Annotated in this window: 17 protein-coding genes; 4 read left to right on the top strand and 13 right to left on the bottom strand. The window is 66.9% G+C overall.

Translation table 11 applies throughout. The features are described 5' to 3' along the window. The first annotated feature begins 143 nt into the window (after nucleotides 1–143). The 4 genes from HNO81_RS11460 (at nucleotide 144) to HNO81_RS11445 (ending at nucleotide 4416) form a co-directional block, all read left to right on the top strand. Nucleotides 144–800: a GntR family transcriptional regulator gene (locus HNO81_RS11460; RefSeq protein WP_175318258.1), complete on the top strand. Its 657-nt coding sequence runs from the start codon at nucleotides 144–146 to the stop codon at nucleotides 798–800. Next, nucleotides 793–2313, top strand: a complete 1521-nt coding sequence (locus HNO81_RS11455) for an MmgE/PrpD family protein (protein WP_175318257.1) — start codon at nucleotides 793–795, stop codon at nucleotides 2311–2313. Before HNO81_RS11460 ends, HNO81_RS11455 begins: the two co-directional genes overlap by 8 nt. Further along, nucleotides 2313–3215: a methylisocitrate lyase gene (gene prpB / locus HNO81_RS11450; RefSeq protein ID WP_175318256.1), complete on the top strand. Its 903-nt coding sequence runs from the start codon at nucleotides 2313–2315 to the stop codon at nucleotides 3213–3215. Before HNO81_RS11455 ends, prpB begins: the two co-directional genes overlap by 1 nt. A 61-nt stretch (nucleotides 3216–3276) precedes the next feature. Beyond that, nucleotides 3277–4416: a bifunctional 2-methylcitrate synthase/citrate synthase gene (locus tag HNO81_RS11445; protein ID WP_175318255.1), complete on the top strand. Its 1140-nt coding sequence runs from the start codon at nucleotides 3277–3279 to the stop codon at nucleotides 4414–4416. A gap of 115 nt (nucleotides 4417–4531) precedes the next feature. On the opposite strand, the gene HNO81_RS11440 is transcribed toward HNO81_RS11445, so the two are convergent. From HNO81_RS11440 to HNO81_RS11380, 13 genes are all read right to left on the bottom strand, one after another. Next, nucleotides 4532–5302, bottom strand: coding sequence for a hypothetical protein (locus HNO81_RS11440; protein ID WP_175318254.1), 771 nt, complete (start codon nucleotides 5300–5302; stop codon nucleotides 4532–4534). A gap of 250 nt (nucleotides 5303–5552) precedes the next feature. After that, nucleotides 5553–6056 carry an 8-oxo-dGTP diphosphatase gene (locus tag HNO81_RS11435; protein WP_175318253.1) on the bottom strand — a complete coding sequence of 168 codons (504 nt, stop codon included), beginning with the start codon at nucleotides 6054–6056 and terminating at the stop codon, nucleotides 5553–5555. 35 nt (nucleotides 6057–6091) lie between these two features. Then, the gene (locus HNO81_RS11430) at nucleotides 6092–6883 is read right to left on the bottom strand and encodes a hypothetical protein (RefSeq protein WP_175318252.1); all 792 of its coding nucleotides are present in this window, start codon (nucleotides 6881–6883) and stop codon (nucleotides 6092–6094) included. A 2-nt stretch (nucleotides 6884–6885) separates the two neighbouring features. Next, nucleotides 6886–7389, bottom strand: a complete 504-nt coding sequence (locus tag HNO81_RS11425; protein WP_175318251.1) for an RNA polymerase sigma factor — start codon at nucleotides 7387–7389, stop codon at nucleotides 6886–6888. A gap of 123 nt (nucleotides 7390–7512) precedes the next feature. Further along, nucleotides 7513–8550 carry a site-specific tyrosine recombinase XerD gene (xerD, locus tag HNO81_RS11420; RefSeq protein ID WP_175318250.1) on the bottom strand — a complete coding sequence of 346 codons (1038 nt, stop codon included), beginning with the start codon at nucleotides 8548–8550 and terminating at the stop codon, nucleotides 7513–7515. Continuing rightward, entirely contained in the window at nucleotides 8550–9209 is a 660-nt protein-coding gene (locus tag HNO81_RS11415; RefSeq protein WP_175318249.1) for an NUDIX hydrolase, read from the bottom strand. Before HNO81_RS11415 ends, xerD begins: the two co-directional genes overlap by 1 nt. A gap of 24 nt (nucleotides 9210–9233) precedes the next feature. After that, entirely contained in the window at nucleotides 9234–11009 is a 1776-nt protein-coding gene (locus HNO81_RS11410; RefSeq protein ID WP_175318248.1) for a CTP synthase, read from the bottom strand. A 25-nt stretch (nucleotides 11010–11034) separates the two neighbouring features. Continuing rightward, nucleotides 11035–12774, bottom strand: coding sequence for a DNA repair protein RecN (gene recN / locus HNO81_RS11405; protein ID WP_175318247.1), 1740 nt, complete (start codon nucleotides 12772–12774; stop codon nucleotides 11035–11037). Nucleotides 12775–12778: 4 nt separating this feature from the next. Next, the gene (locus HNO81_RS11400) at nucleotides 12779–13804 is read right to left on the bottom strand and encodes an NAD kinase (RefSeq protein WP_175318246.1); all 1026 of its coding nucleotides are present in this window, start codon (nucleotides 13802–13804) and stop codon (nucleotides 12779–12781) included. Between the two features lie 13 nt (nucleotides 13805–13817). After that, nucleotides 13818–14633 carry a TlyA family RNA methyltransferase gene (locus HNO81_RS11395; RefSeq protein ID WP_175318245.1) on the bottom strand — a complete coding sequence of 272 codons (816 nt, stop codon included), beginning with the start codon at nucleotides 14631–14633 and terminating at the stop codon, nucleotides 13818–13820. Beyond that, nucleotides 14633–14884 carry a hypothetical protein gene (locus HNO81_RS11390; RefSeq protein WP_141181208.1) on the bottom strand — a complete coding sequence of 84 codons (252 nt, stop codon included), beginning with the start codon at nucleotides 14882–14884 and terminating at the stop codon, nucleotides 14633–14635. The genes HNO81_RS11395 and HNO81_RS11390 overlap by 1 nt, the downstream gene beginning before the upstream one ends. A 9-nt stretch (nucleotides 14885–14893) precedes the next feature. Next, the gene (locus tag HNO81_RS11385; protein WP_175318244.1) at nucleotides 14894–15883 is read right to left on the bottom strand and encodes an HAD-IIA family hydrolase; all 990 of its coding nucleotides are present in this window, start codon (nucleotides 15881–15883) and stop codon (nucleotides 14894–14896) included. Between the two features lie 6 nt (nucleotides 15884–15889). Next, nucleotides 15890–17166, bottom strand: a 1277-nt coding sequence (locus tag HNO81_RS11380; protein ID WP_254703429.1) for a hypothetical protein, incomplete at its 5' end; no start/stop codon positions are given.

Below are 17166 nucleotides of genomic sequence, written 5' to 3'. Positions count from 1 at the left end.
CAGCTCATGGTAGCGGCCATTCCCTGCACGCCACAAGACTTCTGTATACATAATCTCGACCAGTTCCCGCTATTTTGGGGACCTACTGACTTATTGGGTGCCCTGTGTATACAATCGTGGTGTCACCAAGGAAGGAGGACTCAATGCGCGCCAGCGACAGGGCCTATGCGTCCCTGCGGGACGACATCATCGAATGGCGTCTGGCACCGGGCACAGTCCTCGCCGAAGTGGAACAGTCCGAGCGGCTGGGCATCTCGCGCACACCGCTTCGCGAAGCACTGGGCCGCCTCACGGCGGAAGGGCTGACGACGGCGGGCGGCCGCGGCGTCGTGGTCACCGGCATCTCCCTGGAAGATATCGACGAACTGTTCGAACTGCGCGAAACCCTCGAGGGCAAGGCCGCCGCACTGGCTGCCCGGCGCGGCGACCCTGCCACGTTTGAGGGACTGCAGCGCGAACTGCTCAACGCTCCGCAACTGATCAGCGGCAACCACCCCGCCCTGCATGACTACTACGAACTCGTTGGCAGGCTGGACACGGCCATCGATGCCGCGATTTCCAACTCCTACCTGGCCCAGGCCATGCGAAGCCTGCGCGTGCACCTGGTCCGGATCCGACGGCTGGCCGCCGACGACGCCTGCCGCCTCGCGGCGGCCGCCGCTGAACACGCAGCGATCGCAGAGGCCATCGCCGCCGGCAACCCGAAGCTCGCGGAGGCTGCAACCGTCCTCCACCTGCACCGAAGCCTTTCCCACATTAAAGCAACCCACGCATCCCCTCCGAAGGAGCACCATGGTTAAGGAACACCACGTCCGCGTCTACAAGAGCGAAGAGAACCTGCCCCGCGAGGACCAGCTCGCCTACAAGATCGCCCAGGTGGCGGCCGATCCCGTTGCCGTCTCCGGGGAAGTCACGGACATGGTGATCAACCGCGTCATCGACAACGCCTCGGTGGCCATCGCCTCCTTGAACCGCGCCCCGATCGTTGCGGCCCGCGCCCAGGCGCTGACCCACGGCCCCACCACCGGCGGCAAGGGCTCGAAGGTCTTCGGCATCGAAGAACGAGTGGCCCCGGAATGGGCTGCGTGGGCGAACGGCGTCGCGGTCCGCGAGTTGGACTACCATGACACCTTCCTCGCCGCGGATTACTCCCACCCGGGCGACAACATCCCGCCGATCCTCGCCGTCGCCCAGCACGTGGGTTCCAGCGGGGCGGACCTGATCCGCGGCATCGCCACCGGCTACGAAATCCAGGTCAACCTGGTTAAGGCCATCTGCCTGCACAAGCACAAGATCGACCACGTCGCCCACCTCGGCCCCTCCGCCGCCGCAGGCATCGGCACCCTCCTGGGCCTGGACGTCGAGACGATCTTCCAGTCGGTCGGCCAGGCGCTGCACACAACCACCGCCACCCGGCAGTCCCGCAAGGGCGAGATCTCCACTTGGAAGGCGCACGCCCCCGCGTTCGCCGGCAAGATGGCCGTGGAGTCCGCGGACCGTGCCATGCGCGGCCAGACCTCCCCCGTGCCGATCTACGAGGGAGAGGACGGCGTCATCGCCTGGATGCTGGACGGCCCGGACGCCTCCTACATGGTGCCGCTGCCGACGCCCGGCGAGGCCAAGCGCGCCATCATGGACACCTACACCAAGGAGCACTCGGCCGAGTACCAGGCGCAGGCCTGGATCGACCTGGCCCGCAAGCTCCACGGCGAGCGCCCGGAGGTCACCGACCCCGCCAACGTCGAGTCCGTGCTGATCAAGACCAGCCACCACACCCACTATGTGATCGGCTCCGGCGCGAACGACCCCCAGAAGTACAGCCCCACCGCCAGCCGCGAGACCCTGGACCACTCCATCCCCTACATCTTCACGGTGGCGCTCCAGGACGGGGCCTGGCACCACGTGGACTCCTACGCCCCGGAGCGCGCCGCGCGTCCGGACACCGCGGAGCTGTGGCACAAGGTCACCACCGTCGAGGACGCGGAATGGACCCGCCGCTACCACTCGCTGGACATCGCTGAAAAGGCCTTTGGCGGTTCCGTGGAGATCACGCTCAAGGACGGCACAGTCATCACGGACCAGATCGCCGTGGCCGACGCACACCCGCTGGGCGCCCGTCCGTTTGCCCGGGAGCAGTACGTGAACAAGTTCCGCACGCTGGCCGCCGGGCTGGTGGAGGAGGCGGAGATCGAAAGGTTCCTCGCCGCCGTCGAACGCCTCCCCGAACTCGCCGCCGGCGAGCTGGACCAGCTGAACATCACTGCCGCCCCCGGCGTGATCGACCTCGCGGCGGCACCGAAGGGACTCTTCTGATGCTGTACTCAAAGACGACCCCGGAACAGAAGCGGACCCGGTTCCGGGAATTGCTGGCCTCCGGGACCATCCAGCAGTTCCCCGGCGCGTTCAATCCGCTCTCCGCCCGCCTGATCGAGGAAAAGGGCTTCGCCGGGGTGTACATTTCCGGCGCCGTCCTGGCCAATGATCTGGGGCTGCCTGACATCGGGCTGACAACGCTCACCGAGGTGGCCACCCGGGCCGGGCAGATCGCCCGCATGACCGACCTGCCCTCGATCGTGGACGCGGACACCGGATTCGGTGAGCCCATGAACGTGGCGCGCACCGTCCAGGAGCTGGAAAACGCCGGCCTTGCCGGCTGCCACATCGAGGACCAGTTCAACCCCAAGCGCTGCGGCCACCTGGACGGCAAGAACGTGGTGGACCTGGATACTGCCACCAAACGGATCCGGGCCGCGGCCGACGCCCGGCGCGATCCCAACTTCCTCATCATGGCCCGCACCGACATCCGGGCCACCGACGGACTGGAAGCGGCCCAGGACCGGGCAAAGGCCTTGGTGGAAGCCGGCGCGGATGCGATCTTCCCCGAAGCCATGAAGGACCTCAGCGAGTTCAAGGCCATCAGGGACGCCGTGGACGTGCCGATCCTGGCCAACATGACCGAATTCGGCAAAAGCGACCTCTTCACCGTGGACGAGCTGGCCGGCGTGGGCGTCAACATGATCATCTACCCGGTAACGCTGCTCCGTAGTGCCATGGGCGCCGCTGAGCGTACTCTGGAATCGATCAAATCCGACGGCACCCAGGAGGCACAGGTTCCAAGCATGCTGACCCGTGCCAGGCTCTACGACCTCGTTGACTATGAGGCCTACAACCACTTTGACACCGGGGTGTTCAACTTCCGGATCCCCGGAGTCTGACAACCCCACCGACTGCCGGCCCCGGCCGGTCAACAGGCGTTAGGAACAAAGGAGTTTCAGCATGGCTGAAAATGAGATCAAGAAGGGCCTCGCCGGCGTCGTGGTGGATTACACCGCGGTTTCGAAGGTCAACCCCGACACCAACTCGCTGCTGTACCGCGGCTACCCGGTCCAGGAGCTGGCCGCCCGCTGCAGCTTCGAGGAAGTGGCCTACCTGCTGTGGAACGGCGAACTGCCCACCGCGGACCAGCTCGCGGAATTCACCGCGAAGGAGCGCGCCGGCCGCGCCCTCGACCCCGTGGTCAAGCAGGTCATCGACGCACTGCCCACCACGTCCCACCCGATGGATGTCTGCCGCACCGCCGCCTCGGTGATGGGTGCCCGGCACCCGCAGGCGGAGGACTCGTCGCGGGAGGCCAACATGGCCAAGGCCGTGGACCTGTTCGCTGCCATGCCGGCGGTGGTGGCCTATGACCAGCGCCGCCGGCACGGCCAGGAGCTCGTGGAGCCGCGCGATGACCTGGGCTATTCGGCAAATTTCCTGTGGATGGCCTTCGGCGAGGAACAGGTGCCTGAGGTGGTGGAGGCCTTCAACGTTTCGATGATCCTCTACGCCGAGCACTCCTTCAACGCGTCCACCTTCACGGCCAGGGTGATCACTTCGACGCTCTCGGACCTGCATTCGGCCGTGACCGGAGCGATCGGCGCACTTAAGGGTCCATTGCATGGCGGGGCAAACGAAGCCGTGATGCACACCTTCGATGAGATCGGTATCCGGCAGGAAGAGTCCCTGGAAGAAGCGGCGGCACGGGCGAAGGCGTGGATGGAAGACGCCCTGGCGCAGAAAAAGAAGGTCATGGGCTTCGGCCACCGCGTCTACAAGCACGGCGATTCCCGGGTTCCCACCATGAAGGCTGCCCTGGACAAGATGATCGCCCACTACGGCCGCCCCGAGCTTCTGGGGCTCTACAACGGCCTGGAGACCGCGATGGACGAGGCGAAGGCGATAAAGCCGAACCTGGACTACCCGGCCGGGCCCACGTACCACCTGATGGGCTTCGATACCCCCACGTTCACGCCCCTTTTCGTGGCCAGCCGCATTACCGGCTGGACGGCGCACATCATGGAGCAGCTGGACGCCAACTCGCTGATCCGCCCGCTAAGCGAGTACAACGGCGTGGAAGAACGGCACCTGCCTTAACCCCCACGGCCAGTCTTCGCCCGCCACGGCGGCAACACAGCGGCCCGGTCACCCTCCATGGGTGGCCGGGCCGCTGCGTTTGGCACGGCGCCGGGTGCTGCGCCGGCGCGCCCCGTCAGCTGCGGATCTTCAGCGACGTTATGGTCCGCTTAATGTGGACGTACTCCGGAGTCTGCATATAGGCGCGGGCAGCGTCCATGGTCGGAAAAATCTTCGCGGCGGGGCCGCTCGGCGCAGGTGCGGCCACACCGCTGTTCACCTGGACGGCGTTGGTGAAGTAATACAGGGGCGAATCGGCGGGACCGCTGACGACGTTGTAGAACATGCACGCCTTCCCGTCCCGTCCGGCCACGCTGCTGGTGATGCCATAGGCAGCGGTCACCCGGCCGGGCTCTTCCAGTGCGCGGAAAACATAGCGGGGAGCAATCGTGTCGGCGGCCGCCGTGTTGTACGGCAGCGGGAGCTCCACCGAGTCCAGCACGCTGTACGGGACGGGGTTTTGGCAGGCACCCCCGAGGCCACCGTTCGACGGTCCATAATCCAACGCAGCCAACACTGTTCCCTCTGCGTCCCTGACCTCAACGCTGGTCCGTGGCGTACCGTCAGGTGCAGGCGCATTGGCCACCGTCCAGTCGCCGGGGTACTCGAAGCTGACTTTTCCATCCGCGCTGGTATAGGTCCGCCACTGGGTCCGGTCCGCAGGAGAGGCGCTTTCCGCGGAAGGAGAGGGCTGGGCCGCGGAAGGTTCAGGGCTCGAGGCGGCCGTGGCCGACGCTTGTCCGGTCGACGTTACCGCCGGCGTACCGGTGCCCGGCGCAACGGTTGCTTCGGTGGCAGTTGGTGAAGATCCGCAGGCGGACGCCCCCAGCAGCAGGACAGTTGCCATAACCGTCCCACTGGCGAAAGCCCGCACACCGCCGGGACGTCGTCCCGGGATTCCCTGACCTGCGGGTTGCCCGGGCCCTGCAGTGGCGTGGCCGCAGGTGCCCGGATCGGTTCGGATGTCCATGCATTTACCCCCATGTGTCTGGACAGATACGGCGCCGGACCGGCGCTGCCCGGCCTACGCTACCGAACTCCGCGGATCCGGCCGGAAGCGCAAGCAGAATATTCGCCGCATCGTTACCTCCGCGATGTCAGCGCCGCAGCGGGGTCCCCTGCGCCCCGGGGTAACGGACAGATGCCACCGTTTCATTGTCGTCATTCAGGATGACGACGACGTCGATGGTCTCGCCGGAGAGCGCCGGCGGCAGCCAGTGTTCGGCGTCCTGCCACATACGCTCCAGCGGCAGGGCCGCCGTGCTGAACCATTCCGGGCTGATCTCGCGGCTCTCGGCGGGTTGGCCCTGCCAGCGCCGGGTGGTGAACAGCCGGCAGGACATGTTCCACTCGGGCCTTGCCGGGAAAACGAACTCCACCAGACCGGCATGGCTGAGGTCGGGCTCAAGCACGATCAGACCGGTCTCTTCCCGGATTTCGCGGACAACAGCCTGGGCATGGGTCTCCCCCGGCTCGACGTGGCCGCCGATGCCCACGATTTTTCCTTTACCGAAGCCGGTTAGTTTCAGCCCCAGCAGGACTTCAGCTCCTGCCGGCCCCTCCCGCAGGAGGAAACAGAGGGTGACCTGGGCGGATTCCATGTGCACAACCCTATAGCTGCCGACGGGCCCTGCAGCTACCCGTTAGCCGGGCCATCGCCAACGAGTTGCTTCCGGAGCTCCACCGGCAGCCCTTTGGAGGCAAAGTCCCGGTCCATCGCTTCCTGGGCTGTGAGCCCTTGGTGGTTGAGTGCCTGGAACTCCCAGTTCAGGACGCTGGCGGTCTGTCGGCGGAAATCGCAAAGGAACCGGCCATCCTGCAGTTTGGCGATCTGGTACCAGGCGTTGCCGCCATCAAGTTGAAGGATCTTGGCTCCCTCATCAGAGATGGAGAAGGCCAGCCAGCCGCCGGCGCAACCCAGGACGGTGTAGAGGTGCTGCTGGTCGGCGGGGATCGGGAAGATGATGCGCTGCTGGTCATTTCGCTGCAGGTCAACGTTGTCCATGGTGCAGGGCACGCCGCCGGTACTCAAGCCACCGGCGGCAGGATTTCCCGACTGGCCGGTGGCAGGCGGCGTAGTGGCAGTGGGTTGTCCGCTGGCAAGCGGTGTGGCCGAAGGGCTGGCCGGCGCTGGGCTTGCGGCCGTCGCCGGAGGCGCCACAGCGGGGCCGGGCATGGGCCTCTGTGCCATGGTTCCACCCACGTACACCGCGCCGGCCACAGCTGCAGCAGCCAGGACGGTCGCGGCAGCCATCCGGACGGCTGCCCGTCCCCGCTGGATGCGCTGTTCAGGCGCCCGGGCGGCGGGGTGGATGGCCTCCGCTTCCCCGAAAGGTCCCAACGCATAGGGTGCGTGGCCCCCGGGCACCTCATCCGGTGCCATGGGCCGGGGTTTGGCTGCCTTCATCAACTGCTCGATCCGATCCATGGCTAGTCCTTCCGTTCGGTCATGAGCCGGGCCGGCGCCGCTTTGGCGAACGCCCGGCGTGCACGGTGCAGCCGTACGGCAGCCGTGGAGGGGGAACATTCAAGGACCTGGCCAACTTCGGCGATGGTCAGGTCATCCCAGTAACTGAGCATGAGGATCTCACGGTCCCGTTCCCGGAGCCGGCCGAGCACCTCCGCTACCGCAGCCTGTTCCCCGGTTTCCTCCTGCGGGGCCCTGCTGCGCTCCTCGTCCTGCAACCGGTCAAGAAGTTCCTGGCGCCGGCGACGGCCCTTGTATTCGTTGCCGAGCACATGGCGGGCCGTGGCCAGCAGCCAGCCAATGCCGGGTGGTTCCGGTGGTTGCTTCTGCCAGGCGATCCGGAACACATCGGCTGCCAGCTCCTCGGCCCGGCCCGCATCGCTGATGCGGCAGGCGATGTACCGGTAGACCCTCCCGGAATGCCGGGAATGCAGATCGATGAATGCCTGCTCTTCCGCTGCCAACATGGTATTTCCCCCGGACACGTGATGACTTCTTCCTGAAGACTAAGTGTCCCGGGCGGCGCTGATTCTTACAGCAGCAGGAAAATTACCCTGCGGAATCGATCCAGGGCGGGTGTCAGGCCTTGTTCATCCCAGAGCCCGTGGGTGTGCCGCGGCGTAGATCTCGCGGAGGGTATCGGCGGTGACCAGGGTGTAGACCTGGGTGGTGGTCACGGACGCGTGACCCAGCAGTTCCTGCACCACCCGGACGTCGGCGCCGCCTTCCAGGAGGTGGGTGGCGAATGAATGCCGCAGCGTGTGCGGCGAAACGTCGCGGGTGATGTTGGCCTTTTCCGCCGCCGCCTTCAAGATGGTCCAGGCGCTCTGCCTGCTGATCCTCCCGCCGCGGGCGTTGAGGAAGAGTGCGGGCGTGCCTTTTCCCTTGGCAGCCAGCAGCGGGCGCCCGCGGACCAGGTAGGCATCCAGCGCCCGTGCCCCGTAGGAGCCCAGCGGTACGAGTCGTTCCTTCGAGCCCTTGCCGAACAGGCGGACAATCGCGGGCCCGGATTCCGGCTCCGCCAGGGAGATGTCGTCGACGTCCAGTCCCACGGCCTCGCTGATGCGGGCACCGGTGGAGTAGAGGAATTCGAGCAGGGCACGGTCACGCAGCCCGGTGGCGGTGTCTGTTCCCGCAGCTTCAAGGATCCGCGTCACTTCATCGACACTGATGGCTTTGGGCAGCCGTTTACCGGCCATGGGCGGGTGGACTTCGCTGGCAGGATCTGCGGGTGTGTAACCCTCCAGCGCCCAGAACTTGTGCAGCCCCCGCACCGCCACCACCGTCCTGGCCGCCGACCGTACTCCCAGGGTGGAGCCGCCGTCGGAACCGTCTGAAAGGGCACGGACGTAACCGGTGACGTGGTGCCGGGTGATGTCACCCGGCCGGCTGCAGCCGGCAGCAGCAATGTAGCGGGCGTACCGTGCCAAGTCTCGACGGTAGGCTGCCAGCGTGTTCGCGGCCAGGCCCCGTTCCACGCCGACATGCTGGAGGTAATCGGTGATTCCGCGCTCGATTGCCGCTGGAATTCCGGTGGGGGCAGGGCTGGGCGTTGGGCCGTTCGCACCGTGGGGGTTCGGCGCCGGAGCGGCTTCCGGAGCCGCTTCGGCCGAGGGACCCGGCACCATCAGCGCTGGCTGGGGTGCGCGGGCCAGGGGGCGTCGGAGGGACGAAGTCCTTCATAGTTGCCGGCCCGGGCCGCAGCGGCGGCAAGGATCCCGACGACGGCGGACGGGTTGTGCAGCCGGCCTGCCAGCACGGAGGCCACGGCGTCGTCCAGGCTGATCCAGTGGAATTCGATCTCTGCTTCCTCATCCGTCCGCTCGTGGCGTTCGTGGGGCGGCACTTCGGTGAGGTCGCGGGCAAGGTAGATCCGGATGGCTTCGCTGGAGGATCCGGGGGAATTGAAGACGTCGGCCAGGACGTTCCAGGTCCCTGCCGACAGGTCCGCTTCCTCGGCGAGTTCCCGTGCAGCGCCCACCACGAAGTCCTCACCTTCCACGTCCAGCAGGCCCGCGGGGACTTCCCAGAGGTCCATGCCCACGGGGTGCCGGTACTGCTTCAGCAGCAGGATCTGGCCCTCGCCATTCATGGGCAGGATGGCCACCGCGCCGGGGTGGTCGATGTAGTCGCGGGTGAGGGCATCCCCTGAATCGGAGAGCTGGAAGGTGTCACTGACGACGTCCCAGATCCGGCCCTGGTACACCTTCTCCGTAGACAAAAGACGGCGCGGGCTTGGTGCATCCGAAACCTGTCTGGCAGGGGTGGCTTCAGGTGTACCAGGCATCGCGCCGTCCTTTTGTTCTATTGACTACTTAGCGGTAACGCTACCCGATGCTGCAGGCTCCCCTGCCGCGGCAGCGGCCGTGTCGGCGGCACCTTGGTGGTTCGCGTTCTGGTGATCCAGGGCGGCCTTGATCAGGCCGGCGAACAGCGGGTGCGGACGGGTGGGCCGCGAGCTCAGCTCGGGGTGGGCCTGCGTGGCCACGTAGTACGGGTGGACGTCGGCAGGAAGCTCAACGAATTCGACGAGCTTGCCGTCCGGGGAGGTTCCGGAGAAGACCAGGCCCTTCTCGGCAATCTGCTGGCGGTACTTGTTGTTGACCTCGTAGCGGTGCCGGTGGCGTTCGCTGACGGTGGTCTTGCCGTAGGTGCCGGCAATGACGGAGCCTTCGTCCAGCTTGGCTTCGTAGAGGCCCAGGCGCATGGTGCCGCCCAAGTCGCCGCGGCCTTCAACGAACTCCAGCTGCTCCTCCATGGTGGCGATGACCGGGTACTTGGAATCCGGCTCGAACTCGCTGGAGGAGGCACCTTCCAGGCCCACCACGTTGCGGGCGTACTCGATGACCATGCACTGCAGGCCGAGGCAGAGGCCAAGCACGGGAAGCTTGGTCTCGCGGGCGAACTTCAGGGCACCCAGCTTGCCTTCCAGGCCGCGAATGCCGAAGCCGCCCGGCACGCAGATGGCGTCCACGCCGTCGAGGGCCTTCATGGCACCCTCACGGGTCTCGCACTCGTCCGACGGGACCCACCGGATCTTGACCTTGGCCTCGTTGGCGAAGCCGCCGGCACGCAGGGCTTCGGTCACGGAGAGGTACGCGTCCGGGAGGTCGATGTACTTGCCCACCAGGGCGATTTCGACCTGGTGCTTGGGGTTGTGGACGGCTTCGAGGAGGCGGTCCCAGCTGGTCCAGTCCACGTCCTTGAACGGCAGGTCCAGGGCACGGACGATGTAGGAGTCCAGGCCCTGTGCGTGCAGGGTCTTGGGGATGTCGTAGATGCTGGGAGCGTCCGGGCAGCCGATGACTGCTTCGAGGTCGACGTCGCACATGCGGCCGATCTTGGCGCGCATGGCCTCGGGGATCTCGCGGTCGGACCGGATGACGATGGCCTCGGGCTGGATACCGATGGACCGCAGGGCTGCCACGGAGTGCTGGGTGGGCTTGGTCTTCAGTTCCTGCGACGGTCCGATATACGGGACCAGTGAGACGTGCACGAAGAAGACGTTGCCGCGGCCCACGTCCTGGCGCACCTGGCGCGCGGATTCGAGGAACGGCTGGGACTCGATGTCGCCCACGGTTCCGCCGATTTCGGTGATGATGACGTCCGGTGCGTTCTTGCCTTCGGCGGGCAGCCGCATGCGGCGCTTGATCTCGTCCGTGATGTGCGGGATGACCTGGACGGTGTCACCCAGGTATTCGCCGCGGCGTTCCTTGGCGATCACGGTGGAGTACACCTGGCCGGTGGTCACGTTGGCGGAACCTTCGAGGTTCTCGTCGAGGAAACGCTCGTAGTGCCCGATGTCCAGGTCCGTCTCGGCGCCGTCGTCGGTCACGAAGACCTCGCCGTGCTGGAAGGGGTTCATCGTGCCCGGATCCACGTTGAGGTAGGGATCGAGCTTCTGCATCGTGACGGACAGGCCGCGGGCCCGGAGGAGGTGACCGAGGCTGGAGGCCGTCAGTCCCTTGCCGAGGGAGGAGGCCACGCCGCCGGTGACGAAGATGTGCTTCGTCATCTTGGAGGAACCCGGGAACCGGGAATTTACACGGGAATTTGATCGCTGCACCACGGAGTTCGAGCCTATCATCAATTGCTTCTTCCCGTAGAGGCCGTCAGGCCCTCTGCGGCAGGAGTTTGGCGTCGTCCAGCAGTTCCCGGGCGTGTGCCTGAGCGGATTCCGAGTCTTCCTGCCCCGCCAGCATGCGGGCAAGCTCACGTACGCGTTCGGGCTCATCGAGGAGCCGGACGTCACTGGAGGTGAAGCCGGTGGCGGTGCCGCCGTCGGCCCCCCTGACGGATGTCTTGGTCACGGTGATGTGCTGGTCCGCAAAGGCGGCCACCTGGGGAAGGTGCGTCACCACCAGCACCTGGACGTGGCGTGCCAGCATGGCCAGCCTGCGGCCGATCTCGACGGCGGCGCGTCCGCCAACGCCGGCGTCCACCTCGTCGAACACAAATGTCGGGACGGGATCCACGGCAGCCAGGACTACTTCGATGGCAAGCATGACGCGGGACAACTCACCACCGGACGCGCCCTTGCCGAGCGGCCGGGCAGGTGCACCTGAGTGCGGCTGGAGCAGGAAGCTGATCTCGTCCGCGCCGTGCGGGCCCAGCTGCCCGGAGGGTTCGAGATTGATCACCAGGGTGGCGTCAGCCATGGCCAGGGCCTTCAGCTCGGCACTGACACGGGCAGAGAGGTCCTTGGCGGCCTTGGCACGGATCTTGCTGATGGCGGCGGACTGCTTGGTCAGCTCGCCTTCGGCGCGGACCACTTCAGCGTCGAGGGCTTCAATGCGGGAGGAGTCGTCCTGGAGTTCGTCGTACCGGACGCGGGCCTTTTCCGCCCATTCGAGGACTTCATCGATGGTGGGGGCGTACTTGCGGACCAGTTTGGCCAGGGCAGCCCGGCGGTCCTCGATTTCGGCGAGCCGTTCCGGGCCCTCCGAGTCCAGGCCGGCTTGGTAGCTGGCCAGTTCGGTGGCGATGTCGTTGAGCAGGAAGCCTACTTCCGCGAGCCGCGCGGCCGCGGCGCCGAGTTCGGCATCATGTTCGGCCACATGCTCCAGGGTGCGTTTGGCCGAGTCCACCAGGGTGGTGGCGTCGCCGGTTTCGCCAAAGTCCTCGGCGATGAGGGCCTGGTGGGCTGTGCTGGCCGCGATCCGCAGTTCCTCCACGTTGGCGAGCTTGACGGCTTCGGCCTTCAGGAGCTCGTCCTCCCCCGGCTGCGGATCCACTTCGTCAATTTCGGCGAGGGCAGCCTCCAAGGACTCGGCTTCACGCAGCCTGTCCCGGGCGGCGCTCCGCAGGTTGTCCAGTTCCGCCTGGCTGGCCTTCCACCCGTTGTACAGCTCCTGGTACGCGGACAGCGGTCCGGCAAGGGTGTCGCCGGCGAACTTGTCCAGGGCTTCCCGCTGCGCCGTGGCGCTCTTGAGCCGGATCTGGTCCGACTGGCCATGCACCACCACCAGGGATTCGCCGATTTCGGCCAGCACGCCCACCGGGGCAGCCCGGCCACCGAGGAAGGCACGGCTGCGGCCGTCCGCACCCAGGCGCCGGGCCAGGATGAGTTCCGCGCCGCCGTCGAACTCCTCGGTTTCGGCGCCGGCATCGAGCGCACGGGCGATGGCCGGATGTCCGGCGTTGAGCTTGAGCACCGCCTCCGCGGTGGCGCTTTTCGCACCGCTCCGGACGGCCCCGGCGTCGGAGCGCGCTCCCAGGAGAAGTCCGACGGCGGTGACCACCATGGTCTTGCCCGCGCCGGTTTCACCGGTCACCACGCTCAGTCCCGGGCCGAGCGGGAGTGTTGCGTCCGTGATGACGCCGAGGTCGCGGATTCTCAGTTCTTCAAGCATGGCTTCACTTCGCAGTCGACGGATCGGGATCGCTGCCGTGGTTCTCCGCATCCGGGACGGGCAGCGGCGGCATGGGCCGGGGTGTCCGCACAATGGGGATGGGGCCGGTGTGCACGGCGTCGGACTTGGGGACCGGGCCGCGCCAGCCGTGGATGGGCAGTTCAAACTTGCGGACAAGACGGGCCGAGAAGGGCGTCTGGTGGGTCCGGGCCAGCCGGACCGGGGTGGCCGACTTGGTCACTTCCACCCGCGCACCCGGCGGCAGGTCCACCGAACGGCGGCCATCGCACCAGAGGACCCCTTGGGCATCGGTGCGGCCCAGGACCTCGACGGCGAGCCGGGACCGGGGCGATACGACAAGGGGCTTGGCAAAGAGCGCGTGGGCACTGATGGGTACGATCACCAGCGCCTCCACCTCAGGCCACACCACGGGGCCACCGGCGGAGAACGCGTAGGCCGTGGAGCCCGTTGGGGTGGCCAGGACGATGCCGTCCGAGCCAAAGGAGGTCAGCGGACGCTCGTCCACCTCGGTCACGACTTCCAGCATGCGTTCCCGGTTGGCTTTTTCGATGGCGGCCTCGTTTAAAGCCCAGGTGTGCCAAATCTTTTGGCCGCGGACCCAGACCTGGACATCGATGGTCATGCGTTCTTCAACGGTGTACTGGCGGCTGGCAATCCATTCGACGGTCTGGGCGAGGTCTGCCCGCTCACTTTCCGCCAGGAAGCCGACATGGCCCAGGTTCACGCCCAGCAGCGGCACGTCCACCTCGCGCACCAGCTCCGCGGCCCGCAGGATGGTTCCATCGCCGCCAAGGACCATGACCAGTTCCACATCGGGCAGCTGGACATGGTCGTGGAGCACCTCCACCGGCTGGGCCAGGTGCCCGAAGAACCGTTCCATGTCGCCCAGTTCGGACTCCTGCATCACCGGGACCATGCCTGAGGCGTGCAGCAGGGCACAGGCTTCCCAGGCGGCCTTCAGCGACTCCTCGCGGCCGGTGTGGGCAAGGACCAGTACACGCCTGCTCATCAGGTTCCGCTCTCTAGTGGTTAGGCCAGATTTGTCCGAGCAAGGCAGCTGCTGCCGCCTCTCGCTCTTCGATCTTAGGCAAGTCTTGGGTGATCCTGCGTTTTATCCACAGGAAGTATTCGACGTTTCCGTCCTGCCCGGGCAGCGGACTGACCGCCAGGCCGCACAGGTCCAGGCCGGCGTCGAGCGCTGCCCTGGCCACCTTCTCCACGGCCATCCGCCGTTCACGCTCCGAGGTGACCACGCCGGTGCGGCCCAGGCGGTCCTTGCCGATCTCGAATTGCGGCTTGACCATCAGCACCAGGTCGCCCCCGGGCCCGGTGCAGTCAGCCAGGGGCTGAACCACGAGGGTGAGGGAGATGAAGGAAAGGTCGGCGACGGTCAGGGCCGCGGGGCCGCCGATATCGGCGGGCGCCATGTACCGGACGTTCATGCCCTCGTGGACTTCCACGCGCGGGTCGTCCCGGAGGTGCGGCACCAGCTGGCCGTGCCCGACGTCGACCGCCACCACGTGCGCGGCCCCCCGCCTCAGCAGGACGTCCGTGAAGCCGCCGGTGGAGGCACCGGCGTCAAGGCACCGTTTGCCTTGGGCCGAAACGCCGGGGAACGCGTCCAGGGCGCCGGCCAGCTTGTGCCCGGCACGGCTGGCGTAGGTGTCCTGCTCATCGTGCTGGACGGCCAGGTTCCTGCTCTCGTCAACCTGCAGGGATGCCTTGCCAAGGACCTGGCCACCGGAACTCACTTTGCCTTCGGCGATCAACGAGGCTGCATGCGTTCGCGACCTGGCCAGCCCGCGGGCCACCAGGGCCTGGTCGAGGCGTACCGGCATCAGGCGGCCCCGCCATCCGGCCCAGTGCCTGGGAAAGCAACGTCTGCGGGATCGCTGTTGAGCGCGGCCAGCAGGTCATCGTGAACCAGGTTGTAGACGGACTCGTGGTCCGCTGCGGGAAGCCCGGGCAGGTCCAGGAGCCGGGCGATGGACTGCGCCACCTGCGGATCCGTTAGGTCCTGCCGGTCGGCCTGCGGCCATTCCGGTGCCGGCTGGATTGTCGGGTCTTCCGGTTCAGTCAGCTCGGTCATGGAACCAGTCTAGTGATCCAGCCACACCAGCTTGGGCGCCTGCGGGGCTGCGGCGTCAGGCGTCGCGGCCCACCAGGCGGCACACGCCGCCCGCCACGAGTCCAGGTTGTCCTGGCCGCCAATGATGCCCACGGCTCCGTTGGCCACCCGCGCTGTGGACTCCCCGCACGTGTACGTCCCGTCGTCGTGCGTTACTTCCGGGTACGGCCGGTGCAAATCCCCGAGGTTATCAATGATGTATTCGGGGCGTTCCGCCGCCCTGGCCGCCAGGATGGTTTCGCGCGTGTCGACCCCGGTCAGGACCGCTACCGTGGCGAAACCGGCGTTATTGCCGCCCAGGATGTCCGTGTCCAGCCGGTCGCCAACCACCAGGGGACGCTCGGCCCCGAGGCGCCTGGCTGCCGAATGGAACAGCGGCGCCTCCGGCTTGCCCGCAACCCGGGGCTGCTGGCCGGTGGCTGCGGCGACTGCGGCGACCAGGGTGCCGTTTCCCGGCGCTATGCCGCGCGCCTGCGGGATGGACATGTCCGTGTTGGTTGCCACCCAGAGGGCACCGGCATTGACCACATAGGTGGCTTCGGCCAGGTCCTTCCATCCGATGGCGGGGCTGAACCCCTGGACCACGGCGACCGGGTCCTCATCCTGCCCGGCTACCGGTACCAGGCCCACCAGCTCAATTTCCCGGGCCAGGGCCGGGCTGCCAGTGATAAGGATCCTGGACCCGGGCGCGAGCATCGAGGCAAGCAGCTCGGCCGCCGCCTGGGACGAACTCACCACCTGGTTGTCCTCTGCGGGTGCACCAAGCTCACGGAGATGCGCTGCCACGTCCGCAGGTGACCGGGATGCGTTGTTGGTGACATAGCCCAGTCCGATGCCCAGCCCCGAAAGCTGCTTCAGCGACTCAACAGCTCCGGGGATGGCGTGGGGACCGGCGTAAACCACGCCGTCCAGGTCGGCAAGGAGTGCATCGAAGCGGGAAACCAGGGAAACATCGCTCATCTGTGTTCAGTCTTCCCGGCGCTCTTCGTCATGTCCTACGCCTGCGTTGTCCTCCGCATGGGCATCGTCATCGTTGGAGTCGTCAGCGTCGTCGCCGCCGGCGGGCACGTCGAGCTCGTCGTGTTCCACCGAGTCGTGGTCTGATTCTGCGTCATCGGAAACGAAGTAGTCTGCGTCCTGGTCGTCGATGCTGGTCTCCTGCGCGGATTCCGCATCGGCCGCGCGGGCGCTCCTGGCAGCTGCTTCCGTGGAACCTGCTGCGGGCGCCGCGGCGTCAGAAGCGCGTTCGAGCATCCGGCGGCGTTCAGCCTCTTCCCGGGCCTCTTCTTCCTCGTCCCAGCCGAGGTCGATGATCTCTGGTTCCTGGTCTGCGCCCAGGCCCAGGGCATCTTCTGCCACGACGGCCTGCCTGTTCCACTTGTCTGCCTCTTCCTGCCGGCCCGCAGCCGCAAGTGCATCGGCGTAGGCACGGAAGAGGCGGGGGCTGTAGGAGAACGCGCGGTTCATGTCCAGCTGCGGGATTTCAAGTTCGGCTACTGCCGCGTCAAGCTGGCCCAGGTCGGTGCGCGCACCGGCGGCGACGATTGCCAGCTCTACCTTGCCGGGAGCATCCAGGTCCTGGGCTTCCTCCGAGCGGGCTACGTCGAGGGCGCGGTCCGGGCGGCCCAGGCCACGTTCGCAGTCGGCCATGACGGGCAGGTGAACGTTGGAGCCGCTAATGCGGCGGAAGGTGCGGAACTCGCGCAGCGCCTCACCATAGTGGCCGGCTGCGTAGGCCGTGAGGCCCACGGCTTCGCGGACAGCGGCGAGCCTGCCCCCACGACGGCTGGCGGCGAGTGCGTGCTGGAATGCCAGCTCCGGCTCGGCGTCAATGAGGCGGCCCGCCATCACCAGGTGGCGTGCCACCCACTCTGAGCTTTTGGCTTCAAGGGTCTTGATCTGGTGCTGCGTGGCGCGGTCCAGTTCCTTGCCCGTGACGTCTTCATCAATTTCGGGGGAACGTTCCCGGTCCGGACGGTTGGCGCTGCGGAGGTCGGCAGCGTTGGGCACGCGGACAGGACGGTCTTCCTGCCGGTCGCGGCCAAAGCTGCGGGGTCCGGAGCCACGGCCTGACTCGGCGCGGGAATCACCACGGTCGAAGCTGCGGGGTGCGCGGTCCTGCCGGTCCCCGAACGGCTTGCGGTTTTCACCGCCACCAAAACCGCGACGGTCACCCTCACCATCGCGACGCGGACGATCACCAAACGGCTTACGATCACGATCACCAAAGGACTTACGCTCGC

It is taken from the genome of Pseudarthrobacter sp. C4D7 (assembly GCF_013359725.1).
In the GTDB taxonomy this organism is placed as follows: Bacteria; Actinomycetota; Actinomycetes; order Actinomycetales; family Micrococcaceae; genus Arthrobacter.
The sequence above is the reverse complement of the archived record's forward strand: the minus strand, read 5'-3'. Positions and strand labels throughout refer to the sequence as shown.